Here is a 24,693-nt window from a genome sequence, read left to right on the forward strand (position 1 = left end):
GTTAATCCCTTTAGAGTTTAGTGGCGATGGCGCGGAACGCTGCTAGAGTTTCTTCCGAAGTTTTCTTGGGGTCGTACGCAGGATTGGTACTCAGCTGAACCACCACCAACTGCTTGGGCTGATTGACATAAAGGTATTGTCCGCCAAAGCCTATTCCCATGAACTCTCCCTCTCCGCCAACCGGAACCCACCACTGGTGGCTGTAACCAAACAGAGGGCGCTCTGGCAATTGCTGCAGGAAAGGTTCGGAAGGGTGCATGCTTTCATTTATCCAGGCCTTGCTGATCAGCTGTTGGCCTTGCCACTCTCCGCCATGAGCCAATAGCATCCCCATGCGGCCAAGGTCGCGCAGGCGTGCATTCAAACCCACCCAGGCATGCTCTATCGCCTTGCTCTTATCGGTCTGATCGAGGAGCCAGTAGGCACTGCTCTCTGTGCCTATTCGCGACCAAATATTGTTCTCCATGAACTGCGATAGGGAGGTGCCGGTAACACGCTCGACAAGCATCCCCAGAACCTGAGTATTGGTATTGATATAGGTGAATCGCTCACCGTGATGGCTGCGCTCGCTGTACAGTGCAGTAGTAGGATGCTGCCGGATTGACTGATTGCAGCCGAAGCTCTTACCTGCGGCGGCTTCAATGTCTCTTCCACGGCCCGCGGCTTCGGGGTTCTGTCCTGCGAATTGCATTGCGGTGGTCATGTCCAGCACCTGGCGGACCGTGGCTGTGGCATAAGCACTGTGTGCCAGTTCCGGTAAATAGCGGGTTATTGGGTCGTCCAGGCTAGCGATCTTTCCTTGCTCCACGGCGACACCGACCAGCAAGCCAACTAGGGACTTGGTCATCGAGTTGATCAAGAAATGGCTCTGCTGCGAAGCGCCGTTGAAGTACTGCTCTTGCAGAATCTGCCCATCGTGCAGAACCAGAAAAGCGTTGCTGCGCGTGCTTTTCAGAAAGTCGTCGAGACTGCGTTCCTTGCCTTCATAGCTGTAGTCGACCTTGCCCAGAGGCTGGCCTGCGGTTAGCGCGAAAGGCTTGGCCGCAGCGGGGATTTCGCGAGACGGGAAGTGCTGATAAGCGTTCCGATAATTCTGCGGTGCCGATGCGGTGGCCGTGGAGAAGTAGCTTGCAACTGCCTCTATATTCTTGGGCCCACAGACGCTGTCGGCAGCGGCGGCAGGCAGTACTGTGCCCCCGGCGAGAGAGAGAACCAAACCTAGGCTCAGCCCCCCTTGTTTTGCTGTGCGACTGAGGCTGACAGCCGTTTGAGTTAATGGGTCTATTTTTTTTGTTGTGAACATTGAGGTACTCCGGCGCCTGAGAAATAAGTTGTGCGTACGTAATGGACGCTCGACTGCCAAGGCTAGAGTAGGCGGGCAGATAGATAACTAACAGTTCATTATATTCATTGATTGATGCATTTTAAGTATCGGTTATTGAAAGCACACAATAGGCTTGTGTTCAGGCCAGCGTAGGCAGTAGCTCCTGACACAGCTCTATGAAGCGTTGTGCGGCTGGAGAGCGAGAACGGCCAGCCAGCTCGATGGCGCATAGCTCGATCATGAGTTCCAGCCCGGCGATATCCAGTATCACCAGACTGCCTTCGTCCAGCTCTGCTTGGAACTGTCGTTCCGGTGCAACCATCACGGCATCTGTCTCTAGCGTTATCTGTTTGAGCACGTGGAAGTCGCTGCACAGCACGCTGATGTTCAGTTCGGCTAGCGCGGGGTGTCGCTTGTACACGGGATGGCTTGGCGAAAGCTCAGTGGCTGAAACCAGGGGGAAATTCATCAGTTCCGTCAGAGGAATGCCTTGCTGTTGTGTCAGCGGGTGGCCGCTCCTTACGACGAGCGAAATTCTCAAGCGCTGGAGCTCTTGCCATATCAGCCCTTCAAAGTGTCGATAGCTGCCCACGCCGGCAATCACCAGATCGTAGCTGCAGTTTGTCAGGCCGTAGGCAAGTTCTTCCGAAACCCCCTCGCGGATTTGCACCTGTATATGGGGGTGCTGCTTTACGAACTTGGGTAAGACCGTGCACAAGATCAGCTCCCGGGAGGCCCGCCCCATACCAATCGACAGCTTCCCCGATTCTAGGTTGCGGTAAAGCCCCGCTTCGCGTTCGAGCTCTTCTACCTCCAGCAACAAGTGGGCACAGCGGTCCCTGATTTTTAGATAAAAATCGGTGGCCTGCATACCGCTCTTGCTCCTGTCAAACAGCCGTACTCCAAAGGCCTCCTCTAGATTTCCGAGGCTGCGAGTCAGTGCCGGCTGGGTGATGTACAAGGCCTCGGCAGCGCGGTGGATGCTTCCATGTTGATGAATGGCCATCAGGTGTTTGAGCTGTTTGAGGGTGAGCATGGTGATTCCTAAAATGCATCGATAAATAATTTTTTTAAACTATTTATATTTATTTCACAAGCCTAGACTCCGGCGCACACAACAAATACAAACGCCATATCACGGGTTCTCGGTACCCTGAGCCAAAAGATCAGGCGCAGCCTTAGCCCGTGCAGTCGGCCTAGCCAGTGAGAATTACTCATGCGCCAGTCTCCGTTCTCGATGCAAGCAATGCGCTCAATTACTCCCATGGTTCTCGCCGCCCATATTTTCTGCGGCCTCATGCTGCTGCAGACGCCGGGTTTGAGTGAGGCACGTGAGTTGATGGTGAAAGAAGACCAGCGCAGCATTCATGTTGAGGTGCTCGGCGAGGGCCTGCCCGTGGTGCTCATTCCCTCGCTGGGCCGTGGCGCGCAGGACTTCGATGATCTGAAGATGCGTCTGGTTGATGCCGGTTATCAGGTAATCCTGCCGCAACCGCGCGGCATTGGCCAAAGCAGCGGACTCACTGTGGGACTGACGCTGCAAGACCTCGCAGCGGATGTGTACGCGGTCAGCAAGGCCGTGACCAACAGCCCTGTTATCGTGGTCGGCCATGCTTTTGGTAACCGAGTGGCACGTACGTTCGCCAGCGAGTATCCGCAACAAACCAAGGGCGTGATCCTGCTAGCGGCCGGTGGTTCGACCAACATCCCCAAAGAAATAGTCAAAGCCCTGCGCGACAGCTTCAGGACGGATCTGCCTGAGGCGGAACATCTTGAGGCTGTCCGCTTGGCCTTCTTTGCTGAAGGCAATGAACCGGCGGCTTGGCGTGACGGCTGGTACCCCGAGGTGGCGATTTATCAGGAAGCCGCTACGAAGGCCACCCCGCTCCAGAGTTGGTGGGCGGGCGGTGTGGCACCCATGCTGGTAATCCAGCCTCTGGAAGATCGCGTGGCCCCGCCGGCAAATGCCGACAAGCTGCTCAAGGCCTACCCCGAACGGGTGAAAGTTCAGAAGCTTGCCTACGCCGGCCATGCGCTGTTGCCCGAACAACCGCAACAGGTCGCCGACACAATTATCAGTTGGCTGCGCGAGCGTTTCTGAGGCCGATCCTTCACTCACAACTGCGATTGTCCGGCCGGTTTTCGGTGGCTTGAGTTGAGTTAGTTAGCCCTAGAAACCGAACCGCAGTCCTCGCCCGGTCTTACCGACTTGCGACGATACAAGTAGCACCCCATCCAATAACAACAATAAGGAGGGAGTCGCATGACTTCACTCGCCAACTTCTCCATGCATAGTCGTAGCTGGCTGGGCAAAGCCGCCCTGACCTTGACCCCCTTGGCCTGCGCCATTTCGTTGCAAGCTAATGCCGGCGAATTTGAGTGGGGCGAGATTAGTGGCCGCGCCAACGGCAGCGTCACCACCGGGGCTATTTGGAGCGCGGAAAATCCTAATCGGAATTTGATCTTCCAGGGCAATGCCGACCACAACGGGTATGGCTCAGCAGGCCAATTCAACCCCACTGGTGCACGTAACGCCGACGACAGCCGCCTCAACTACAAAAAAGATGATTTGGTGTCTTCGCCGACCACCCTGCTCGGCGAAGTTGAACTCAACTGGCGCAACTTCGGTGCCTTTGTGCGCGCCAAGGCCTGGTATGACTACACCTTGGAAAACTCCAAGGTCGAACACGGCCACTCGCCCAATGGCTATGAGACGGACAGCAAACTGGACGACAGTCACTTCGACGAAATGGCCAAGTTTCAGGGCGCCGAGCTGCTGGACGCCTATGTGTTTGGCGACTTCGATCTTGCCGATCACCCGCTGCATCTGCGCGCCGGCAATCAGGTGATCAACTGGGGAGAGGGGCTGTTCTTCCAGAACGGCCTGAACGCCGTTAACCCGGTGGACGTGGCCGCCCTGCGCCGCCCCGGCGCGCAGTTGAAGGAAGCCCTGCTGCCGGTACCGCTGCTGTATGCCAACTTTGGCCTGACCGACGCCCTCAGCGTAGAGGCCTTCTATCAGTTGCAATGGCGTCAGTCGGTGCTGGAAGGCTGCGGGACCTACTTCGCACTCAACGACTATTTTCCCGAGGGTTGCTACGGCATATCGCGCGGGTCCCTCGCGCAGAATCCGAACGACCAGGTTGGTTATGCCCAAGACTTCATCATTCACCGAGCCGAGGACGACGAGGCGCGCAACAGTGGCCAATTCGGCCTGGCCGCCCGCTACTATGCTGACAGCCTGGGTGCAGAGTTCGGCGCCTATGCGATGAATATTCACTCCCGCGCCCCCACCCCCAGCGTGATGACCGCCCAGCGCGCGGCAGGCGGTGCTGGCTGGATTGCCGGTCAGCAGGCCACTAACGTCGAGTATTACGCAGCCTTCCCCGAGGATATCCGCATCTTCGGCCTGAGCTTCTCCACCACACTGCTTGGCACCTCGGTGTTCGGCGAATACAGCTATCGGCCGAACCAGCCGGCAGCCCTGCATTCCGGTGACATTATTCCGGCCTTCGCCGGTAACCCAGTCGCCACTGCAGGGTTGATCGGCGAGAACCTGACTCTCGGCCAGGACGCCATCAATGCCACGTCCGGCTCACGCTTCAATGGCTACGACCGTCTGGAAATCTCGCAACTATCGCTGGGCTTTATCAAAACGGTATCGCAGGTACTAGGTGCGGACAACCTCAGTTTGATGGGCGAGGTGGCTGCCAAGTACATACACAATCTGCCAAGCCTCGATGATCGTCGTTATGGCCGCACCGATTCCTTTGGCACCAACTTCGCCGCCAATCAGGGCCTCGGCTCGGCAGGCTGCACGGTAGGGGTCAATGCGCGCTACCAGAAGGAAGTCTGCAGCAACGAAGGCTTCGTTACCGATTTCTCCTGGGGCTATCGCTTACGCGCCCAGTTGAACTATCCGGGTCTGTTCGCCGGGATCAACGTTTCGCCCTTCGTAGCCTTCGGTCAGGACGTGAATGGCACCTCCTATGACGGCAACTTCTTCGAGGATCGCCTGCTGGGCTCGTTCGGCGTCAAGGCTGACTACCTGCAGAACTACTCCGCCGAACTGTCCTGGGCCGGCTCCGGCAACTCCTTCTGGGCCCCAACCGATAAAGACTTTATCGCCCTCAGCCTGCGCGCAGGCTTCTAAGTAAAGAGGTATGCAGATGAATCAGCACCTATTGTCCAGCGTCATTCTCGGCGCACTCATCAGCCTCGCCAGCGGCTCCGCGCTGGCCAAGCTAGACGCCGCCGAAGTGGCGCGCCTGGGCCAGGACCTGACCCCGGTCGGGGCCGAGAAAGCCGGCAATGCCAGCGGCACCATCCCGGCTTGGGACGGCGGTCTGACCACACCGCCTGCTGGCTTCGACGCTAGCAAGGGTTATCTCGACCCATTCGCCAACGAACAGCCGCTGTACACCGTGAGCAAGGCCAACATGGGGCAGTACGCCGATCAGCTGAGCGTCGGCCATAAGGCCATGCTGGAGAAGTACCCCGACTACAAGATGGCGGTCTACCCGAGTCATCGCACCGCGGCGCTGCCCCAGACCGAGTACGTGCAGATCGCCAAGGAGGCCGGCATCGTCGAACTGGCGGTAAGTGGCAATGGTATGTCCCGTTACGATAAGACCTCGGTGCCTTTTCCGATTCCCAAGACTGGTTTGGAGGTAATGTGGAATCATCTGGTGCGTTATCGCGTGGGTGGTTTTATCGACTATCCCACCGAGATGGTGGTGCAATCCGACGGCAGCTTCACCCCGGTGCGGCGTGTGCGCAAGGTCGTCATGGCAACTGCCTTGGGTAATCCTGAACCAAACCGTTTGTTCTACCTCTGGAACAACGTGACCTCACCGGAAAGCGTGGCGGGCGCCCAGACCCTGATCCACGAGCCCATCGACCAGACCAAGGAATCCCGTCTGGCCTGGACCTACAATCCTGGCCAGCGCCGCGTGTTGCGGGCTCCTGAAGTGTCCTATGACACCCCGGTCAGCACCTCTGACGGTCTGCGTACCAATGATTCGGCTGACCTGTACAACGGCGCCCCAGACAAGTACGACTGGAAGCTGGTCGGCAAAAAAGAAATGCTGGTGCCCTACAACACTTACAAGCTGGCGGACCGCACGCTGAAGTATAAGCAGATCATCCAGGCCAACCACCTGAACCAGGACCTGATGCGCTACGAGCCGCACCGTGTCTGGGTGGTCGAAGCTACCCTGAAACCGGGCGAGCGGCACATCTACGCCAAGCGTGTGTTCTACATCGACGAGGACAGTTGGGGCATCCTCGCGGTCGACCTCTACGACGGTCGCGGTGAGCTATGGCGTATGCAGGAGGCTCATAGCCTGCAGCGCTACGATGTGCTGTCGAGCATTCAGATCAGCGACGTCATCTACGACCTGCAGGCCCGCCGCTACCTCGCCTACGGCCTGGAGAACGAGGAGAAGCTCACCGAGTTTGGCGTCAAGGCCAGCATCAAGGACTTCAGCCCTGCCGCGCTGCGCCGCAGCGGTCGCTAAGCCAGCACTACTCCATGTGGTACTTGGGTCGGGCGGCGTGAGCCCTCGGCCCTTTTTAATTCGTAGGTTTAGTTTTGAGGGCTTCCCGTTATGAAGACGCTCACCTGCCTGGTGTTGGCGCTCGGCCTGAGCGCCAGTTTCGCATATGCGCACGGTCCGGCAGCACTGTCCGACCGCCTGGAGCGGCCGGCGCGGCTTTCGCCACTGGCGGCCCAGTCGTTGTTCACCGACTCTCAGGTAGTGGACGGGCAAGTGGTGCTAGTCGGCCAGGATGGGCGGGTGCTAGTGCGCGCCGCCAACGGCAGCCTCAGCCAGGCCCGTGTGCCAGTCGAGGTGCTGTTGACCGCGGTGCATTTTGTCGATGCGCAGCAGGGCTGGGCTGTCGGTCATGACGGCGTGATTTTGCATAGCGTGGATGGCGGAAGGAGCTGGCAGAAGCAGCTCGATGGTCGTGCCATCAATGATTTGGCGAAGGCTTGGGCTGAGTCTGAGGTGACCCGGCTTGAGACGGCCAGTGCCGCGGCGGCGGATGACGAGGCGCTGAGCACAGCTCTGGAGAGCGCCCAATTCGCCCTCGAAGACATTCAGGCCGGCAGTGAGTATGGTCCGTCGCGGCCTCTGCTGGATGTCTGGTTCAAGAATGCCAAAGAAGGCTGGGCGGTGGGCGCCTATGGAATGTTTTTGCACACCGTCGATGGCGGTCAGCACTGGCAGTTCCTCGCCGGCCCGGAAAACCCCGAGCGCTTGCATCTAAACGGCTTACTCGGGCTGGCTGACGGCGGTTTGCTGGTAGCAGGCGAGGGAGGGCAGCTGCACCGATCCAGCGACGGCGGCCAGCATTGGGAGACGCTTGACTCCGGCAGCAATGCTTCGCTGTACAAGTTGTTGCAACTGAACGGAGGTCGCCTGCTAGTGCTCGGCTTCGGCGGCACGCTGCTGAGCAGTGACGATCAAGGTGCCAGCTGGCAACCCCTGAGCGTACCGGCCCGAGCCGGTCTGTATGGCGCTGCACAACTGGTCGACGGCAGCCTGCTGCTCGGTGGTCATGGTGGTGTGCTCCTGCACAGCGAGGACGGCCGGAGTTTTGAACTCTGGCAGTTGCCGGGCAGGAAGAATGCCTGGCTGAGCGTAGCCGAAGCTGCACCTGGACAATTGGTTCTAAGTGGTAACGGAGGCCTGCTGGCCTTGTCGTTGGCCGAGTTGAAGGAGCAAAAGCAATGACCATGCCGCAATCCTTGCCGGACAACCTGACTACTCTGAACCGCCTGGTCGCTATCAGCGAGCGCGTCCTGTTCCGCAATCGTCCCGCGGTGCTTGGGTTTTTTCTGTTGGTATCGCTGCTGCTGGCCTATTGCGCCTTGTCAGTACGCCCGGATGCTAGCTTCTCGCGGATGATTCCTACTGGCCACCCGTTCATCGCGAACTACCTGAAGTTCGAAGAGGTGCTGCGTCCGCAGAGCAACGTGCTGCGGGTGGTGGTTGAAAACGCCGAAGGCGAGATCCTCAATCAACAGTTCTTGGAAACCCTGCGTAAGGTCAACGACAAGATCTTCTATCTGCCGGGCGTCGACCGCGGTAACTTGAAGTCGCTTTGGACCCCGAACGCCATGTGGGCGGAGGTTACCACCGAGGGGCTGCGCGCCGGTCGGGTGATCCCCGACACCTACGACGGCGGGCCCGAGTCGCTGGCCCAGGTGCGGCAGAACATTCAGCGCGCCAACATGATCGGCAGCTACGTCGCCAACGATTTCAAGTCGGCGGTGATCCGCGTGCCCCTGCTGGAAAACGATCCGGACAGCGGCAAGCCGCTTGACTACGGCGCTTTCGCCAAGGCCATGGAACAGCAGGTGCGCGAGCACTTTGCCGATCAGGGTGTGAACATCCGCGTCATCGGCTTTGCCCAGATCATCGGCGAACTGCTTGACTCCGCCAGCGACATCGCGCTGTTCTTCGCCGTCACTGTTGGCCTGATCACGCTGCTGCTGTACTTCTATTGCCATTGCTGGCGCAGCACCATGGTGACGGTACTGACCTGTCTGCTGACAGTGGTCTGGCTGCTCGGCTTGCTCAGTCTGGGTAATTTTGGCCTGGACCCGTACTCGATCCTGGTGCCGTTCCTGATTTTCGCTATCGGCATTAGTCACGCGGTGCAGAACATCAACTTGATGATGAGCGAGATGGGGCAGGGCGCTACGCCGCTGGAGGCCTCGCAACGTACCTTCCGCGCGCTGTTCATCCCCGGTTCGACGGCGTTGATCGCCGATGCCGTGGGCTTCATCACGCTGCTGGTGATTGACATCGGCGTGATCAAGCAACTGGCCATCACCGCTAGCATCGGCGTGTTCGTTGCTCTGTTCACGAAGATGTTCCTGTTGCCAGTGCTGATGTCCTACGTCGGTATCAGTCCGCGCGGCCTGCGCCAGCAGGAAAAACGCGCCAACTCCTCCTGGCCGGTGTTCCGTCGTGTGGCGCGGGTGGTCGAGCCGCGTTTCGCTATAGCGCTGGTGCTCGGCAGCCTGCTCCTGCTCGGCTATGGCTACCACGCCAGGCAGGACCTGAAGATCGGCGATTTAGACAAGGGGGCGCCGGAGTTCCGCCCAGAGTCCCGCTACAACCAGGACAACGCCTACCTGCTGGACCACTACAGCACCAGCACCGATGTCTATGTGGTGATATTCAAAACCCCACAGGAGCAGTGTGCGCGTTTCGCCGCCGCCGACCTCGCGACCCAGTTGGAGCAGACTCTACAGGAAGTCGAAGGTGTCGAGTCGGTGCAGTCGCTGTACCGCACTATGCGCTTCAACATACTCGCGCGTAACGAAGGCAATCCGAAATGGGCCGAGTTCTCCCGCGACCAGTTCGTGATGAACAACGCCCGCTCCGGCGTCGCCGCCGAGTTCGTCGACCCCAACTGCAGCGTTGCCCCAATCAGCCTGTACCTGGCTGATCACAAGGCCGAAACACTGACCCGGGTAGTCAACGCGGTCGAAGCGTTCAGCAAGCAGTACAGCACCGGCGACTTTGAAATCCTCCAGGCCGCTGGTAATGCCGGGATTGAGGCGGCCACCAACATTGTCATCAAATTCTCCGAGCCACTGATGCTGTTCCTGGTGTTCGTGATCATCTCGCTGGTGGTCTGGTGGGAATTCAGGTCGCTGAAAGTGACTTTCGCCCTGATGGCTCCGCTGTACCTGTCCACGGTGCTGTGCGAGGCAGTGATGGCAAAGATGGGGCTGGGCGTGAAGATCGCGACGTTGCCGGTGATCGCTCTCGGCGTCGGCATCGGCGTGGACTATGGCATCTATCTGTACAGCCGCATGGAGGGCTTCCTTCACCAGGGCCTGAGGTTGCGTGCGGCGTTCTTTGAGGCGCTGAAAACCACCGGCACCTCGGTGGCTTTTACCGGCCTCACCCTGGCACTGGGGGTGGCCACCTGGGTGTTCTCGGCACTGAAGTTCCAGGCCGACATGGGCCTGCTGCTAGTGCTGCTGTTTCTCTGGAACATGGTCGGCGCGTTGCTGCTGATGCCTGCGCTGCTGTCACTGCTGGTCTTCAACAAAAGCAATCGCTGAGCGGTATGCCTCGCGCTTACCAAGTGTCAGTGCGAGGCAGCGAGGTACTGCCAGGCCTGAATCCAAGGACATAACCGCACAGAACACAACGATCAACTGCACTGTTGCTGTGAACATAAACCGTTGTTTAGGAGTGGGTTTTCATGACCGATAATTTTTGGAAGGACAAGTATCCCGTTGGGGTTGCTGCTGAAATAAACCCTGACCAGTACCCGAATATCCAGGCGGTACTGAAAGAGTCCTGCCAACGTTTTGCCGACAAACCAGCTTTCAGCAACTTGGGTAGAACCATCACCTATGCGGAGCTGTACGAGTTGTCGGACACCTTTGCTGTCTATTTGCAGCAGTACACCGACTTGCAACCTGGTGATCGTATCGCCGTGCAAATGCCCAATGTGCTGCAGTATCCGGTGGTGGTCTTTGGTGCCTTGCGTGCTGGCCTGGTGGTGGTGAACACCAATCCGTTATACACCGCTCGGGAAATGGAACATCAATTTAACGACTCCGGTGCCAAGGCCTTGGTTTGCCTTGCCAACATGGCCTACTTGGCCGAACAAGTGCTACCTAAAACCGGCATCGAAACCGTTATCGTCACCGAAATCGGTGACCTGCTTTCGCCATTCAAGCGTGTGCTGGTAAACACCATGGTCAAACATGTGAAGAGGATGGTGCCGGCCTATAAGCTGCCGCACGCCATTCCGTTCACTACAGCGATGGTACAAGGGCGGGGAAAAACGGCTAAAGCGGTCAATCCGAGCAGCGCTGATATTGCCATATTGCAATACACCGGCGGCACCACGGGCGTAGCTAAGGGAGCGATGCTGACTCACCGCAACCTGATCGCCAACATGCTGCAGGCCAAGGCGTTGATGGGTTCGGAAATGCGTGAGGGCGTCGAAGTGCTGATTGCGCCATTGCCGCTGTACCACATCTATGCGTTCACCTTTCACTGCATGGCAATGATGCTGATGGGTGGGCATAACGTGTTGATTACTAATCCGCGTGATTTGCCAGCGATGACCAAAGATCTGGCCAAGCACCCGTTCACTGGTTTTGTCGGCCTCAACACTTTGTTTGTCGCCCTGTGCAACAACGAGGCGTTTCGTCAGTTGGATTTCTCCAACTTAAAAGCCACGTTCTCGGGCGGTATGGCATTGCAAGTCGCCACGGCCGAGCGTTGGACGCAGGTCACCGGTTGTTCGATTTGCGAAGGCTTTGGCATGACCGAAACCAGTCCACTCGCTTCGGTAAATCCGTTTAGTAACATCCAGATTGGCACTATAGGCATCCCGGTGCCTTCGACTCAGTGCAAAGTAATCGACGAAGCCGGCAAAGACCTGCCACTTGGGGCGCGCGGCGAGCTGTGTGTTAAGGGACCACAGGTGATGAAGGGCTATTGGCAACGTCAGGAAGCCACCGACGAAATCCTCGACAAGGATGGGTGGTTGAAGACTGGTGATATCGCGGTAATTCAGGCCGACGGCTTCATGCGCATCGTCGATCGTAAGAAGGACATGATTCTGGTGTCTGGCTTCAATGTTTACCCTAACGAACTGGAGGACGTGCTGGCCACCTTACCAGGCGTATTGCAGTGTGCCGCTATCGGTATTCCGGACGAGAAATCCGGTGAAGCGATCAAGCTGCTGGTGGTGGTTAAACCGGGCAGTGAGCTGAGTACAGAGCAGGTTATGGAGCACATGCGCGCTAACGTCACCGGCTACAAGGTACCTAAGGCGGTGGAGTTCCGTGAAACCTTACCGACCACCAACGTCGGAAAGATTTTGCGTCGTGAACTGCGTGACGAAGCGCTGCGCAAACACGCTGCATCGGCGGATAAGGTCCAAGCCTGAAGAGAAAACTTCAGTGGGACACCCTACTGAAGGGGCGAGGTTCGGAATTGACCGTCTAATGGGAGTTTGAAGGTGTCTTCGAAACCAGGGGTGATTCAATGGCATTAAAAGTGATTGGGATATTGCCTATTCAGGGAACGAATATCTTTCTGCAAATGTGCAGTATAGTAAACCGGTTGCTTCGTTCTGCCCTGAATGCGTTAGGGAGGAAACCGCCACTCCAGTGAGCGGATGATAATAAAAATGAGTGGAACCCCTGCCTGTGAAAATCCAGCCTCTTCCGCCGCTCAACAGTCTTCATGCGTTTGAGTCTGCGGCACGCCACTTGAGCTTTACCCTTGCCGCCAAGGAATTGAATGTTACCCAGGGTGCAATTAGCCGTCAGGTTCGCCTTCTTGAGGACTACCTGGGCAAGGCACTATTCACCCGTACCACCCGCAGCATGTCCCTGACCCCCACCGGCGCGCAGTATTACGAAACGGTGCGTGAATGCATGCTTCACCTGGCCCGCGCCACCGGCGATATACGCCAGTGGCAAGGCAACCAACAAGTCACCGTTGCCACCAGTACCGCCATGGCGTCGCTGTGGTTACTGCCCAAGGTGTCGGAATTCCAGAGTGCCCATGAAAACATCGACCTGCGGATCATCGCCCACGATCATGTGAAGGATTACGCCAGGCTCGACAGCGACCTGGCGCTTTACTACTGCAACCCACCGCCCAAGGACATGGCTGTCACGCCGCTGTTCTCGGAAGAAATCTTCCTGGTGTGCAGCCCGACCTATCTGGCCAGGCATCCGCAACTGAGCAGCATCGAAGGGTTGTCGTCGTGTACCTGGCTCTGGCTTGAAGACTCCCAGCGCGACTGGGTAGGTTGGCCCGAATGGTTCAAGCGCCTGGGATACGAGCCCATGACCCCCAAGCATCGCGTCAATATCAACAGCTACGGTATGCTGATCCAGTCGGCGATCAGTGGCCAGGGCGTGGCCCTGGCCTGGGGCAACCTGGTGGACGATGCGTTGAGCACCGGTGCGCTGGTCAAGCCCAACGATGTGGTACTCCAGACCGACGCCAAGTTCTGCCTGCTGGAGTCGTCCACCGAGCGTGGTCCTCGTGAAAGCGTGCGGCTGTTCCGGGACTGGTTGATGGCCCTGCCTTCGGTGCAGAAATAGCCTGCCCAAAACACAAGACCGACAGCTGATGGCTGTCGGTCTTGTGTCTTCCAGGGTGGCTTTAGGTTAGCTGGCTTTCTTCGCTGTCAGCCCCATATCAAGCCCCTCGCAGGCCAAGGGCCCAGCCACCGGCGTGATGCCTTGCGGGTGAATCCCAGGTATAGGCAGGCGCCCACCCGGCGGCGTATCAAGCAGGCCGTCAGCCATCTCCTGGCGCAAGCTGCGCATCAGGGTGTAACTAATCAGCAGGATGAACCCCGCAATCGGCAATCCCGCTGCAATGCTCGCCATCTGGATCGCCTTGAGCCCCCCCGCCATCAGCAGAGCCATGGCTATAGCACCTTCCAGGATGCACCAGAGCAGGCGGATACTCTGCGGCGGGTTGGCGCTGCCCATGGAGTTCAACGTACACAGCACCTGGGTGCCGGAGTCGGCCGAGGTGATGAAGTACGTCGCCAGCAGGATACAGACCAGCACGCTCAGCACCTTGCCCAACGTACCGGCGTCGATCTTGTGCAGCAGGGTGAACATGGCAGCGGTGGTTTCCTGCTTGGTCGCCAGCAATACCGTGCCACCATCGAACTTGGCCTTGTCGCCCTGCAGCTCACCACTGGCAACCAGTTCTGCGTGCTGCTGACGATCGAGCTGCTCAGCCTTGAGCGCGGTACCACCGAACACCGACATCCAGATGATCGTCACCAGGGTGGGTACCAACAGCGCGCCGGCGATCAGTTCACGGATGCTGCGGCCTTTGGAAATTCGCGCAATGAACAGACCGACAAACGGGCCCCAGGTCATCCACCACGGCCAGTAGAACGCCGTCCACCAGTTCTGCCAGCCGCTGTCCTTCTGGGTATCGCTCCAAAAGCTCAGACCCACTACATGGCTGGCGTAGTCGCCGGTGCTCTCTAACATCAGGTTGATGATGTAGCGGGTTGGCCCCAGCAGCAGGATCAACACCACCAGCACCACCGACAACAGCATATTCCATTCCGAAAGGCGCTTCATGCCACGCGACACGCCGGCCATCACCGATACGGTAGTAACCAGGGTAATGAGCACGATCAGGGTGATCTGCACCCCCAGGCTGATGGGCAGGTCAAACACCTGGCTCAGCCCGGTGTTCATTTGCACCACGCCCAGGCCCAGCGACTGGGATACACCGAACGCGGTAATCACCACGGCAAGGATGTCCACCACATGTCCGATGGGCCCATAGATGCGCTCACCAATCAGCGGGTAAAGGATCGAGCGCATGCTCAGCGGCAAGCCCTTGCGATAGGCAAAGTAAGCAAGGCCCAGGCCAACGATGGTGAAAATAGCCCAGGGATGCAGGCCCCAGTGGAATAGGGTAATTCGCATAGCTGTGGTGGCGGCTTCGTCGGTGAGGCCGGTGGCGAACGGGTTGCCCGCGTAATGCCACATGGGTTCGGCAACCGACCAGAAGATCAGTCCGATGCCCATGCCGCCACTGAACAACATGGCGATCCAGGAGCCGAAGCTGAACTCGGGTTTGTCGTCGTCTCGCCCAAGCTTCATAGACCCAAACTTGCTGCACATCAGATAGATCAGTAGCCCCAGCACACCCGTGACGGAAATCAGGTAGAACCATTTGAAATTCTGCAGGATGAAGTCGGATGCACGTTGAAAAACCGCTGCTGCATGTTCGGCAAACAGGGCGCAAAACAGCACAAAGGCTACTACGGCCAGTAACGACCAGATCGTCACGGTGGGATTGAGGCCTTTGAGCAGGCCAGATTCGGCACGCATTGGTTATCCCCTATTGTTTTTGTTCAAGGGTTTGATGTCACGGTTTGGGTAGAGCCGCTGCCACAGGCAGGTGCCGGATCCCTGGCGGCGGTCTTCCCGCAGGCCCAAGGCGCGGTACGCTCTCTCGGGCCCTATCAAAATGGGAGAATTACCCGCTCTTCGACAAACCATTTCTAGTCATTAATTGATTACCAAAAGTCATTAATCTGAAAATTCCAGAGCCTGGCAGTTCATCAACGATTATCTACCACTGCCGTCATCGACGAATAAATCATTAATGATAAAAACTGATAAATAGCGTTGAAATAAATCGTTTGTCGCGCCCTTCTTCTCTTGCTGAAACTGGCACCAGGCATCAAGGCATTGCCTGCCGTGCATCTAACAAGAGAAAACAAAAAATGACCGTATCGACTGACTCCCGCCTTATTCCCGTCCACGTCTTGGAAACCGTTCTGGCGCCTATCCATGAAGCTCATGGCCTGACCAACGAGTTCTACACCGACCAGCGCTATTTCGAACTCGAGCGCGACGAAGTGCTGGGGCGTAACTGGGCGTGTATAGGTTTTGCCAGCGACTTGCCGACCAACAGCTACGTCAAGCCGGTCGATTTCATGGGCCTGCCGCTGCTGATGATGCGCAACCGTGAAGGCCTGGTGCAGGTGTTTCACAACGTCTGCAGCCACCGCGGCGTGAAACTGGTTCAACAGGCGGGTGAAGTGCAGGGTGTGATCCGCTGCCCCTACCACTCCTGGACCTACGACCTGAACGGAGGTCTCAAAGGCACTCCGCACATTGGCGGGATCAACCAGCACAAAGACGAACGTTTCGCATGCGAGAAACACGGCCTGAAGGCGCTGCGCACCACGATCTGGATGGACATGGTGTTCATCAACCTGTCTGGCGAGGCACCGGCGCTTGAAGAGCAACTGCAGCCGTTGACCGAACGCTGGACTCAGTTCCTGGGCAATGACGGCATGAGTCTGCTGCGTCGTGAAGCGAACGGTGGTGCTATGAGCATCGAGGTCAACTGCAACTGGAAGCTAGCAGTCGAGAACTACTGTGAGGCCTACCACCTGCCGTGGGTGCACCCGAGCCTGAACAGCTACTCGCGCCTGGAAGACCACTACAACATCATGTTCGAGGAATTCGCTGGCCAAGGCAGCCACGCCTACAACCTCTCGGCCGTTGCCGGTACCCATTTGCCGATCTTCCCATCCTGGCCACAGGACCGCCTGCGCACTGCTGAGTACGTGGCGTTCTTCCCCAATGTGCTGCTGGGCATCCAGGCCGACCATGCGTTCGCCATGATGCTCGAGCCTGTGGCGCCGGGTAAAACCATCGAGCACCTGCGCCTGTTCTACGTGGGTGACGAAGCGCTCGACAGCCGTTACGACGCCTCGCGCAAAGCGGTAATGGAATCCTGGCGCGTAGTGTTCGCCGAAGACATCGCCTCGGTCGAAGGCATGCAGAAGGGCCGCTCCTCGCCTGGTTACAGCGGCGGTGCGTTCTCGCCGGAAATGGATCTGCCGACTCACTACTTCCACAAGTGGGCTGCCCGCCAGTTGCTTGACTGTGCTCAACGCGCCTGAGGTGATCATCATGCATCCGATAGCTCCGCACTGGCTGAACTTCATCGACGGCCAGTGGACCGACAGTGAGCAGCACCTGAGCATCCACAACCCTGGCACCACGGACCTTGTGGCGACCATCGCCCAAGCCAGTGTGGCCGACGCCGAATGCGCCCTGCAGGCGGCTCGGCGCTGTGCTGACAGCAACGCTCTGAACCGTGTGCGTCCTGCGCAGCGGGTGACCTGGTTGCTTGAGGTTGCCGCGCAGATTCGTGCGATCACCGACGAAGGGGCGTGGGTGCTTTGCCAGGAAAACGGCAAGAGCCTGCGTGATGCCCGTGACGAATTCATCGAGGCCGCGCGCTACTTCGAATACTACGCCGGCATGGCCGACAAGATCGAAGGGAAGTCGATTCCGCTGGGCGACGGCTACATAGATTTCACCGTCTACGACCCCTTGGGCGTGTCGCTGCAGATCGTGCCGTGGAATTTCCCGGTATCCATCTGCGCCCGCTCCCTGGCCCCTGCCTTGGCGGCCGGCAACGCGGTAGTGATCAAGTCGCCGGAACTGTCGCCACTGGGCCTGTGCGTGCTGATGCAGGCCATCGAGCGTGCCGGCCTGCCACAGGGGGCCGTCAATCTGATCTGCGGCCGTGGTCGTGAAGTGGGTGCCTACCTGGCCGGCCATCGCGATGTCGACCAGATCGTCTTCACAGGTTCCGTCGGCACCGGCCAGAGCATTCTGCGCAGTGCCGCCGAACACGCGATTCCCAGCGTCATGGAGCTGGGCGGGAAGTCGGCGGCCCTAGTGTTCCCGGATGCCGATCGTGAGCAACTGATCAGTAGCGTTAAAAGCGGCATCTTCTTCAATGCCGGCCAGGTGTGCTCTGCCATGTCGCGCTTGCTGGTACATCGCTCTATCTACGACGAGGTTGTAGCTGACGTGGTAGCGATGGCCGAGGGGCTGACCGTGGGCCTGGGCCAGGACAACCCTGACCACACCCCCGTGATTTCTGCTGCTCAGCTCGAAGGCATCGAGGCCTTGTGCCGACGTGCCCAGCAGCAAGGCGCGGTGGTCGCAACCGGCGGCGAGGCCATCAGCGGCCTGAGCGGGCATTACATGGCGCCAACCGTATTGCGCGATGTGACTGCGCAGATGGAGATAGCCCAGACTGAAGTCTTCGGCCCTGTGCTGGCAGTAATTCCCTTCGACAGCGAAGAGGAGGCCCTCGCCATTGCCAACGGCACCGTGTTCGGTCTGGTGGCCGGCGTATTCACCCAGGACCTCAATCGCGCCCTGCGCTGTGCCCGGCGACTGTGCACCGGCCAGGTGTTCGTCAACGAATGGTATGCCGGTGGCATCGAAACGCCGTTCGGCGGCGTCGGGCTCTCGGGCTTCGGACGGGAAAAAGGCCAGGAGGCGCTCTACAGCTACGTCAGGACCAAGAACCTGGCCGTGCGTATCAAGGGCGAGTGAGGAGGCAGCATGATGAAAACCTGGCTCTGCATCATCTGTGGTCTGATCTACGACGAAGCCAAAGGTTGGCCCGACGACGGCATTGCCCCCGGTACCCGCTGGGAGGACGTGCCCGAAGACTGGCTATGCCCTGAGTGCAAGGTCGGCAAAGCCGACTTTGAAATGATCGAACTCAGCACCCCGATCGCAGCAGTGGCTACCGCGCCGGTTATCCAGGCGCAACCACTGGTTACCGCTCGTCCCGCCCAACCGGTGGTCATCATCGGTAGCGGCCATGCCGGCTACGGCCTGGCACAGGCCCTGCGCAAGGCCGCCCCGCAGTTGGAGATTCGCGTACTGACCCAGGAGTCGGGCCATCTTTATTCCAAGCCCGCGCTATCCATCGCCCTGGCTCAGGGGCGCACCGCCGCAGCCCTGGCCACCGAAACGCCGCTGGCGATCGAACAGAGGCTTGGCATTCGTATCTATACCGGCTGCAAAGTCGAACGCATCGATGCCCAGGCGCAGCGCTTGTACACCAGCCTCGGCGAAATGGACTACGGTCAACTGGTGCTAGCCAGTGGTGCTTCTCCCGTGCGGTTGCCTATCGAGGGCCGCGCCGAGGCACTGCTCAGTGTCAACAACCTGCAGGATTACCAGGCGTTCCGCCAACGCCTTGATGGCGTGCGCAGAGTGGCCATTCTGGGCGACGGTTTGATCGGCTGCGAGTTTGCCAACGACCTTGCGAGCAATGGCTATCAGGTTCGGGTAATCGGCCTGGGTGCCTGGCCCATGGAACGCCTGCTGCCCGAGGCGGCAGGCCAGCACTTGCAGCAAGCGCTATCGGGGTTGGGGGTGCAATGGAGCCTGCGTACCACCTTGCAGTGCATCGAGCCGGACGGCGAAGGCTACCGACTGACCCTTGCCGACGGTCAGGTCGTCGGTGCAGACCTGGTGCTCAGTGCAGTGGGCTTGCGCCCCAACCTTGAGCTGGCGCTGGAAGCCGGCCTGGACTGTGGCCGCGGGATCAAGGTCGACGCACAACTACAGACCTCACAACCGGGCATCTATGCCTTGGGCGATTGCGTCGAGATCAACGGCCAGTTGCTGCCTTACCTCGCGCCGATCAACGAAGGCATTCGTGCCCTCGCCAAGACCTTGCTGGGCCAACCGACCGCCGCCCACTACCCATTGGCGCCCGTGACGGTGAAAACCCCGGTCGCCCCTCTGTGCCTGCTGACACCTCCCGGTGGTTGCGAGGGCCAATGGCGCTGCGATGCGACCAGCGATGGATTGAGCGCTGCGTTTCATGACCACGCAGGTGCCCTGCGCGGGTTCGTGCTGCTCGGCCGTCAGGCACAAATGCAACGAAATACCTGGCTGCAAAACTGCCAGGACACCCAACAAAATGTGGCCTGAGGCTGAACCATGAACAGTATCGTCAATCTGCCTCACGATGACCGCAATTGCGGCTGGTATGCCGCGCTGCCTGAACAGGCGCCGAGCAAGCGCCTAAGTGGCGAACATAACGCCGATTATGTGGTGATCGGTGCTGGCTTTGCTGGGCTTGCCGCCGCACGGCGCCTGGCCGAGCACCTGCCGCAGTCGCGCATTGTTTTGGTAGATGCCCAGCGAATCGCCTACGGCGCCTCCGGGCGCAACTCGGGTTTCGTCATCGACCTGCCGCACAAATTCGCCCTCGAACATCCCGATCCTCAGCATAAACAACGGCTCTTGGGCCTAAACCGCTCAGCCATCGATCAACTGCAAACATTGATCGGCCGTCACGGCATCGAATGCCAGTGGTCCCATGCGGGAAAATACCAGGGCGCGGTGGGAGAACGTGGCCAGGGTTATCTGGATCACTTTGAAAAACTGATGGCCGACCTGGGTGAGCCCTATCGCGTGGTCGGGCGTGACGAACTAGCCGGTGTACTCGGTAGCCGCTACTACAGCCGCGCCATCTACACCCCCGGTTGCTACCTGATGCAGCCTGCTGCCCTGGTACGTGGCCTGGGTAATTCGCTTCCCGGCAACGTCGAAGTGCTTGAAGAGTCGCCAATCCGCACACTCCAGAAAGACCCCTGCGGCACGTGGCTGGTGCGGGGCGACAACGGGCTGATCCGGAGCCCGCAGGTATTGCTGGGCACGAGCATCTTCACCCAGGAGTTCGGCTACTTGCGCAACCGACTCCTGCCGGTGATGACCTTCGCCAGTTGGACGCGACCACTGAGCGACGTCGAGATGGCGACGGTTGGTGCCCAGGCCGACTGGGGCCTCACCCCTGCCGACCACGCCGGTACCACCGTACGAATGACCCAGGACCGGCGCCTGATCATCCGCAATACCTACAAGCATGTCCCTCGCTACGGTCGCAGCGTAACCGATGCTACCCACAACAAGATTCGCGATGACCATCGCAAGGCCTTCGAGGCGCGCTATCCGCAACTGGCCCAAGTGCCGTTTACCCATACCTGGGGTGGGGTCTATGCGATCTCACGCAACTTTACCAACTATTTCGGCCAACTCGATCAGGGTGTTTACGCCACCGCCTGCGACAACGGCGTGGGCGCGGCCTGGGGCACCATTTCCGGAACGCTCCTGGCAGACATGGCGGTGGGGGCGGACTCCCAGCAATTGAGTGACATCCGCGCAGTGACTGGCCTGCCCTCCCGTAACCCGCCTGAGCCGTTCTTGGGTATGGGGGTGCGGGCCCGGATCCGCTGGGCCGCGTTCAACAGTAGGAGCGAAGTATGACCCGCACACTCAGCGGAAAAGGCCCGGTGCGTCTAGTCGACCACCGGAACCTGGACTTTGTCCACCGGGGCGGGCCGCCTGGCGGCGCCTCGGTAGCGCGTGCTGTCAGTAATGAGGTGTCGCCCAACCTGGGTATCGGCTTTGCCCGCTGGGAAGGTGCTGAAGTGGCCTGGACGGTGCTCTATGACGAAGTGATTTTTGTCATTGAGGGCTGTTTTGAACTCCAGGCCAACGGCGAGGTGTACCGCGTGTCGCCAGGTCAGGTGCTGTGGATTCCCGAAGGCACGGAGCTGGTGTACGCAGGCCACGCGCTGTTCGGTTATGTGGTGTACCCGGGTGATTGGAAACAGCGCCACGGCCTTGCCTGACTACCGACCACCCTGATCTGGGGAATCCAATTGTTCGCATTATCCAAACGGTTCGGCACGATTTATGTCGCTGCCTTGTTGATGCAGCTGGGTTCCAGCCTGCTGATGACCTACCTGGCACTGCGCCTGAATGCTTCCGGTGTGGCGCAGGTATGGGGTGGTGCGCTTATGGCCGCCAACGCGCTGGGCATGGTGTTGGGAGCCCGCTCCGGTTATTGGCTGATTGGCCTGGTCGGCCATGCTCGGGCCTTTGTGGTGAGCGCCGGGGTGATTGTCACTGCGGTGCTCTCGCACCAGCTCAGTGATGGCTTACTGCTGTGGCTTGCCCTGCGATTTGTCGTTGGTGCTGCAATGATGGGCCAATTGATGGTCATCGAGAGCTGGCTCAACGACTGCGCACCGGTCAGCCGGCGAGGCGGCGCCATGTCGCTGTACATGGTGGCCAGCTATGTCGGCATGATGCTAGGGCAATTGATGCTCAGTCTGGGAGATGGGCTGCACACCTTGGCGTTGACGGGCGTGGCCATGGCTTTTGCCATTGGTTTGATCCCCGTGGCTCTGCACAACGGTACCCAGCCGAGCAACATCAACCAGGCCCGGATCAAACCCTTGCTGTACCTGCGTAGACTTCCTCAATCGTTGTTCACGATTCTTGCCTCGGGATTGCTGAACGGTTGCCTGTATGGGCTGACGCCGATCTTTGCTGCGCAACTGGGCTTTAGTCCGGCGCAGGTCGGGCAGTTCATGGCTGTCAGCATTGCCGCCGGGCTTCTAGCACAACTACCGCTGGGTAAACTGTCGGATCATATTTCCCGCATCACCTTGATCCGCGCTACCGCTGCATTGCTGTGCATAGCCTATTTGCCGCTGGCCTTCGGGCTGGCATCAGGGCAGCTGTGGATCATGTTGGCCGGGGCTGCCATCGGCTTCTTGCAGTTCTGTTTGTATCCGCTGGGCGTTGCCCATGCCAATGACAACCTAGAGCCGGAACTGCGTGTATCGCTGGCCGGAGTGCTGCTGATGACCTTTGGTATCGGCGCGACCATCGGCCCGCTGGTTGCAGGGGCGATGATGGAGCATGCCGGTCCACAAGCACTGTATCTGTTCGGCATTGGTGTAACGGCTATGGTTGTTTGCTTTATAAGGAATAAATCCGGCGTTGATGTGTCATTGGCAAGGTTGTCATGAAACGTCGGAGCCCAGGGATATGTCCGCCTCACTCCATTTGATGTCCGAACCAGTTAATTGAGCCCTGTTTTCGCTCTCTATGGTTAAGCGGTGAAGTGCCCCTGGCACTGCACCCTACCCATAACAAGAGCAAAAGCAGGGACCATAATGACTATGACGACGTCTGGGAAAGCCAGCGATCAGTTGGCTCAGGGATTCAAGCCTCGACATGTGACCATGTTGTCGATTGCCGGTGTGATCGGCGCGGATTTGTTCGTAGGGTCCGAACAGGCGATCGCTGCGGCAGGTCCGGCAGCAATCATTGCCTATGCGCTTGCTGGCGCTCTGGTGGTGCTGGTAATGCGAATGCTTGGCGAGATGGCAGTGTCACCGCCGAAAACCATTCGATCATCGGCGGCCTGGGCGAAGCGGTGGCGGGCCTGCTGCTGCGCAACGGGGTAACGCCGACATTCCGCCAGATCGCCTTGCCCGATGCCTTCCTCGATGCCGGCGCTCTGCCGACGCTGCATGACCGCTACGGTATCTCCACCGATGCAGTGAGCGCGCAGATCAAGGCTTGGCTGTGACTTGATACCTGAAGATAGAGCCGGCCGGAATTGAAGGCGGCTCTATCCCTGTATGCCCGCAAAGCGAATGCCGAAGGCAAGGGCATGGCCTGACGCAGCGAATGGGGCTCGTCAGATTTGCATGGCCATGCCATCCACATTCATCGCCGCCTGGCGCAGGGCCTCGGAGCGCGTCGGGTGAGGGTGGCAGGTGAGGGCGATATCTTCTGCCGAGGCCGAGAACTCCATAGCCACGCAGAACTCACCAATCATCTCGCTGACGCTTGGGCCCACCAGGTGCACACCCAGTACTTCATCGGTTTCGGCATCGGCGATGACCTTGGCGAAGCCTTCGGTCTCGTGGTTGATCTTGGCACGGCTGTTGGCGGTGAAGGGGAACTTGCCAACCTTGTAGGCACGCCCTTCGGCCTTGAGCTGCTCTTCAGTCTTGCCCACAGTGGCCATCTCCGGGCGGGTATAGATCACCCCAGGGATGAGGTTGTAGTTGACCTCGTGGGGCTTGCCGGCGATGCGTTCGATACAGGCCACCGCTTCGTCTTCGGCCTTGTGCGCCAGCATCGGGCCCGAAGTGACGTCGCCAATCACCCAGACACCCGGCACTGAGGTACGGTGGTGCTCGTTGCCGAGCATGCCGCGCTTGTCGGCTTCCAGGCCCACGCTTTCCAGGTTCAGCCCTTTGGTATAAGGGCGGCGGCCGATAGCCACCAGCACGTAATCGGCTTGCAGCGATTCTGCGGTACCACCGGCGGCAGGCTCCAGCGTCAGGCTGACGCCATCGGCACCTGCGGTAGCCTGAGTCACTTTACTGCCCAGCTTGAACACCATGCCTTGCTTGGCGAGCGCCTTCTGCAGGGCCTTGGCCGTTTCCGTGTCAGTGCCTGGGCAGATGCGGTCCAGGTATTCGATGACAGTGACCTGGCTACCCAGGCGGCGCCAGACCGAACCCAGCTCAAGACCGATCACGCCAGCACCGATGACGACCAGGTGCTTGGGCACTTGCGGCAGCGACAGCGCGCCGGTCGAGTCGATAATGCGCTGGTTGTCGACGGTCACACCTGGCAGAGGGGTGGGCTCAGAGCCGGTGGCAATGACGATGTCCTTGGCCTGCAACGCGGTTTCGCTACCGTCTTCGGCCTTGACCACGACCTTGCCGATGCCATCCAGGCGGCCCCAGCCTTTGATCCACTCGACCTTGTTCTTGCGAAACAGGTATTCGATGCCCTTGGTCAGGCCTGTCACGCTCTCATCCTTCTGTTTCATCATCTGGGCGAGGTTGAGGGTGGGCTTTACTTCGATACCGAGGTGGGCGAACTCGTCACCGCTGGCAGCTTCGTAAAGCTCCGAAGCATGCAGCAGTGCCTTGGATGGCATGCAGCCGACGTTCAGGCAGGTACCGCCCAAGGTCGAGCGGCCTTCCACGCAGGCAACGCTCAGGCCCAACTGGCCAGCGCGGATGGCTGCGTTATAGCCACCAGGGCCACCGCCGATGATCACCACGTCATAGGATTTCATGGGTTCAACTCCAGGATGTAGAAGCGCGAGAGGGCACAAGGTTAAGCTGAGATGCAGAGATTGTATACAATC

General features: G+C 59.1%; 17 protein-coding genes and 3 pseudogenes. 16 read left to right on the forward strand and 4 right to left on the reverse strand.

The genetic code is table 11. The features are described from left to right. Nucleotides 1-10: 10 nt before the first annotated feature. Both V6093_RS17860 and V6093_RS17865 read right to left on the reverse strand, forming a co-directional pair. Entirely contained in the window at nt 11-1,303 is a 1,293-nt protein-coding gene (locus tag V6093_RS17860) for a serine hydrolase (RefSeq protein WP_064613721.1), read from the reverse strand. A 160-nt stretch (nt 1,304-1,463) separates the two neighbouring features. Further along, nucleotides 1,464-2,360: a LysR family transcriptional regulator gene (locus tag V6093_RS17865; protein ID WP_003253209.1), complete on the reverse strand. Its 897-nt coding sequence runs from the start codon at nt 2,358-2,360 to the stop codon at nt 1,464-1,466. A gap of 180 nt (nt 2,361-2,540) precedes the next feature. On the opposite strand from V6093_RS17865, the gene V6093_RS17870 reads away from it, so the two are divergent. The 7 genes from V6093_RS17870 (at nt 2,541) to V6093_RS17900 (ending at nt 13,436) form a co-directional block, all read left to right on the forward strand. After that, the gene (locus V6093_RS17870) at nt 2,541-3,425 is read left to right on the forward strand and encodes an alpha/beta fold hydrolase (RefSeq protein ID WP_173881342.1); all 885 of its coding nucleotides are present in this window, start codon (nt 2,541-2,543) and stop codon (nt 3,423-3,425) included. 162 nt (nt 3,426-3,587) lie between these two features. Next, nucleotides 3,588-5,477, forward strand: coding sequence for a DUF1302 domain-containing protein (locus V6093_RS17875; RefSeq protein ID WP_004575183.1), 1,890 nt, complete (start codon nt 3,588-3,590; stop codon nt 5,475-5,477). Between the two features lie 10 nt (nt 5,478-5,487). Then, nucleotides 5,488-6,843, forward strand: coding sequence for a DUF1329 domain-containing protein (locus tag V6093_RS17880; protein ID WP_100774163.1), 1,356 nt, complete (start codon nt 5,488-5,490; stop codon nt 6,841-6,843). A gap of 90 nt (nt 6,844-6,933) precedes the next feature. Next, nucleotides 6,934-8,064, forward strand: coding sequence for a YCF48-related protein (locus tag V6093_RS17885; protein ID WP_003253218.1), 1,131 nt, complete (start codon nt 6,934-6,936; stop codon nt 8,062-8,064). Nucleotides 8,065-8,066: 2 nt separating this feature from the next. Continuing rightward, a complete protein-coding gene (locus V6093_RS17890; protein ID WP_064615151.1) occupies nt 8,067-10,415 on the forward strand; it encodes an RND family transporter in 2,349 nt (782 codons plus the stop codon). A gap of 143 nt (nt 10,416-10,558) precedes the next feature. Then, nucleotides 10,559-12,265, forward strand: coding sequence for a long-chain-fatty-acid--CoA ligase FadD1 (gene fadD1, locus V6093_RS17895; protein WP_003253222.1), 1,707 nt, complete (start codon nt 10,559-10,561; stop codon nt 12,263-12,265). Nucleotides 12,266-12,527: 262 nt separating this feature from the next. Further along, on the forward strand, nt 12,528-13,436 hold the full coding sequence (locus tag V6093_RS17900; protein WP_003253225.1) for a LysR substrate-binding domain-containing protein: 909 nt from the start codon (nt 12,528-12,530) through the stop codon (nt 13,434-13,436). Nucleotides 13,437-13,502: 66 nt separating this feature from the next. On the opposite strand, the gene V6093_RS17905 is transcribed toward V6093_RS17900, so the two are convergent. Beyond that, a complete protein-coding gene (locus V6093_RS17905; protein WP_047603746.1) occupies nt 13,503-15,206 on the reverse strand; it encodes a BCCT family transporter in 1,704 nt (567 codons plus the stop codon). A 398-nt stretch (nt 15,207-15,604) separates the two neighbouring features. Here V6093_RS17905 and V6093_RS17910 point away from each other — a divergent pair, with 398 nt between their 5' ends. The 9 genes and pseudogenes from V6093_RS17910 to V6093_RS17950 all read left to right on the forward strand — a co-directional run. Beyond that, nucleotides 15,605-16,795, forward strand: coding sequence for an aromatic ring-hydroxylating dioxygenase subunit alpha (locus tag V6093_RS17910; RefSeq protein ID WP_003253228.1), 1,191 nt, complete (start codon nt 15,605-15,607; stop codon nt 16,793-16,795). Between the two features lie 10 nt (nt 16,796-16,805). After that, nucleotides 16,806-18,251: an aldehyde dehydrogenase family protein gene (locus tag V6093_RS17915; RefSeq protein WP_010955853.1), complete on the forward strand. Its 1,446-nt coding sequence runs from the start codon at nt 16,806-16,808 to the stop codon at nt 18,249-18,251. Nucleotides 18,252-18,263: 12 nt separating this feature from the next. Beyond that, nucleotides 18,264-18,425, forward strand: a pseudogene (locus tag V6093_RS17920) (rubredoxin); the annotation flags it as partial. Then, on the forward strand, nt 18,414-19,649 hold the full coding sequence (locus V6093_RS17925) for an NAD(P)/FAD-dependent oxidoreductase (protein ID WP_223817420.1): 1,236 nt from the start codon (nt 18,414-18,416) through the stop codon (nt 19,647-19,649). The pseudogene V6093_RS17920 and the gene V6093_RS17925, both read left to right, overlap by 12 nt. A gap of 9 nt (nt 19,650-19,658) precedes the next feature. Beyond that, nucleotides 19,659-20,987: an NAD(P)/FAD-dependent oxidoreductase gene (locus V6093_RS17930; RefSeq protein ID WP_406669573.1), complete on the forward strand. Its 1,329-nt coding sequence runs from the start codon at nt 19,659-19,661 to the stop codon at nt 20,985-20,987. After that, complete coding sequence (locus V6093_RS17935) at nt 20,984-21,355, forward strand: ethanolamine utilization protein EutQ (protein ID WP_003253236.1); 372 nt, start codon at nt 20,984-20,986, stop codon at nt 21,353-21,355. The genes V6093_RS17930 and V6093_RS17935 overlap by 4 nt, the downstream gene beginning before the upstream one ends. Before the next feature lie 30 nt (nt 21,356-21,385). After that, nucleotides 21,386-22,543, forward strand: coding sequence for an MFS transporter (locus V6093_RS17940; protein WP_014861159.1), 1,158 nt, complete (start codon nt 21,386-21,388; stop codon nt 22,541-22,543). A gap of 147 nt (nt 22,544-22,690) precedes the next feature. Further along, a pseudogene (locus tag V6093_RS17945) lies at nt 22,691-22,924 on the forward strand (GABA permease); the annotation flags it as partial. Further along, nucleotides 22,909-23,109: pseudogene (locus tag V6093_RS17950) on the forward strand (transketolase family protein); the annotation flags it as partial. The pseudogenes V6093_RS17945 and V6093_RS17950, both read left to right, overlap by 16 nt. Before the next feature lie 111 nt (nt 23,110-23,220). On the opposite strand, the gene lpdA reads toward V6093_RS17950, so the two are convergent. Further along, a complete protein-coding gene (lpdA, locus tag V6093_RS17955) occupies nt 23,221-24,621 on the reverse strand; it encodes a dihydrolipoyl dehydrogenase (protein WP_003253243.1) in 1,401 nt (466 codons plus the stop codon). Nucleotides 24,622-24,693: the final 72 nt, after the last annotated feature.

The organism is Pseudomonas putida group bacterium ESBL64, from assembly GCF_045277175.1.
Lineage (GTDB): Bacteria > Pseudomonadota > Gammaproteobacteria > Pseudomonadales > Pseudomonadaceae > Aquipseudomonas > Aquipseudomonas alloputida.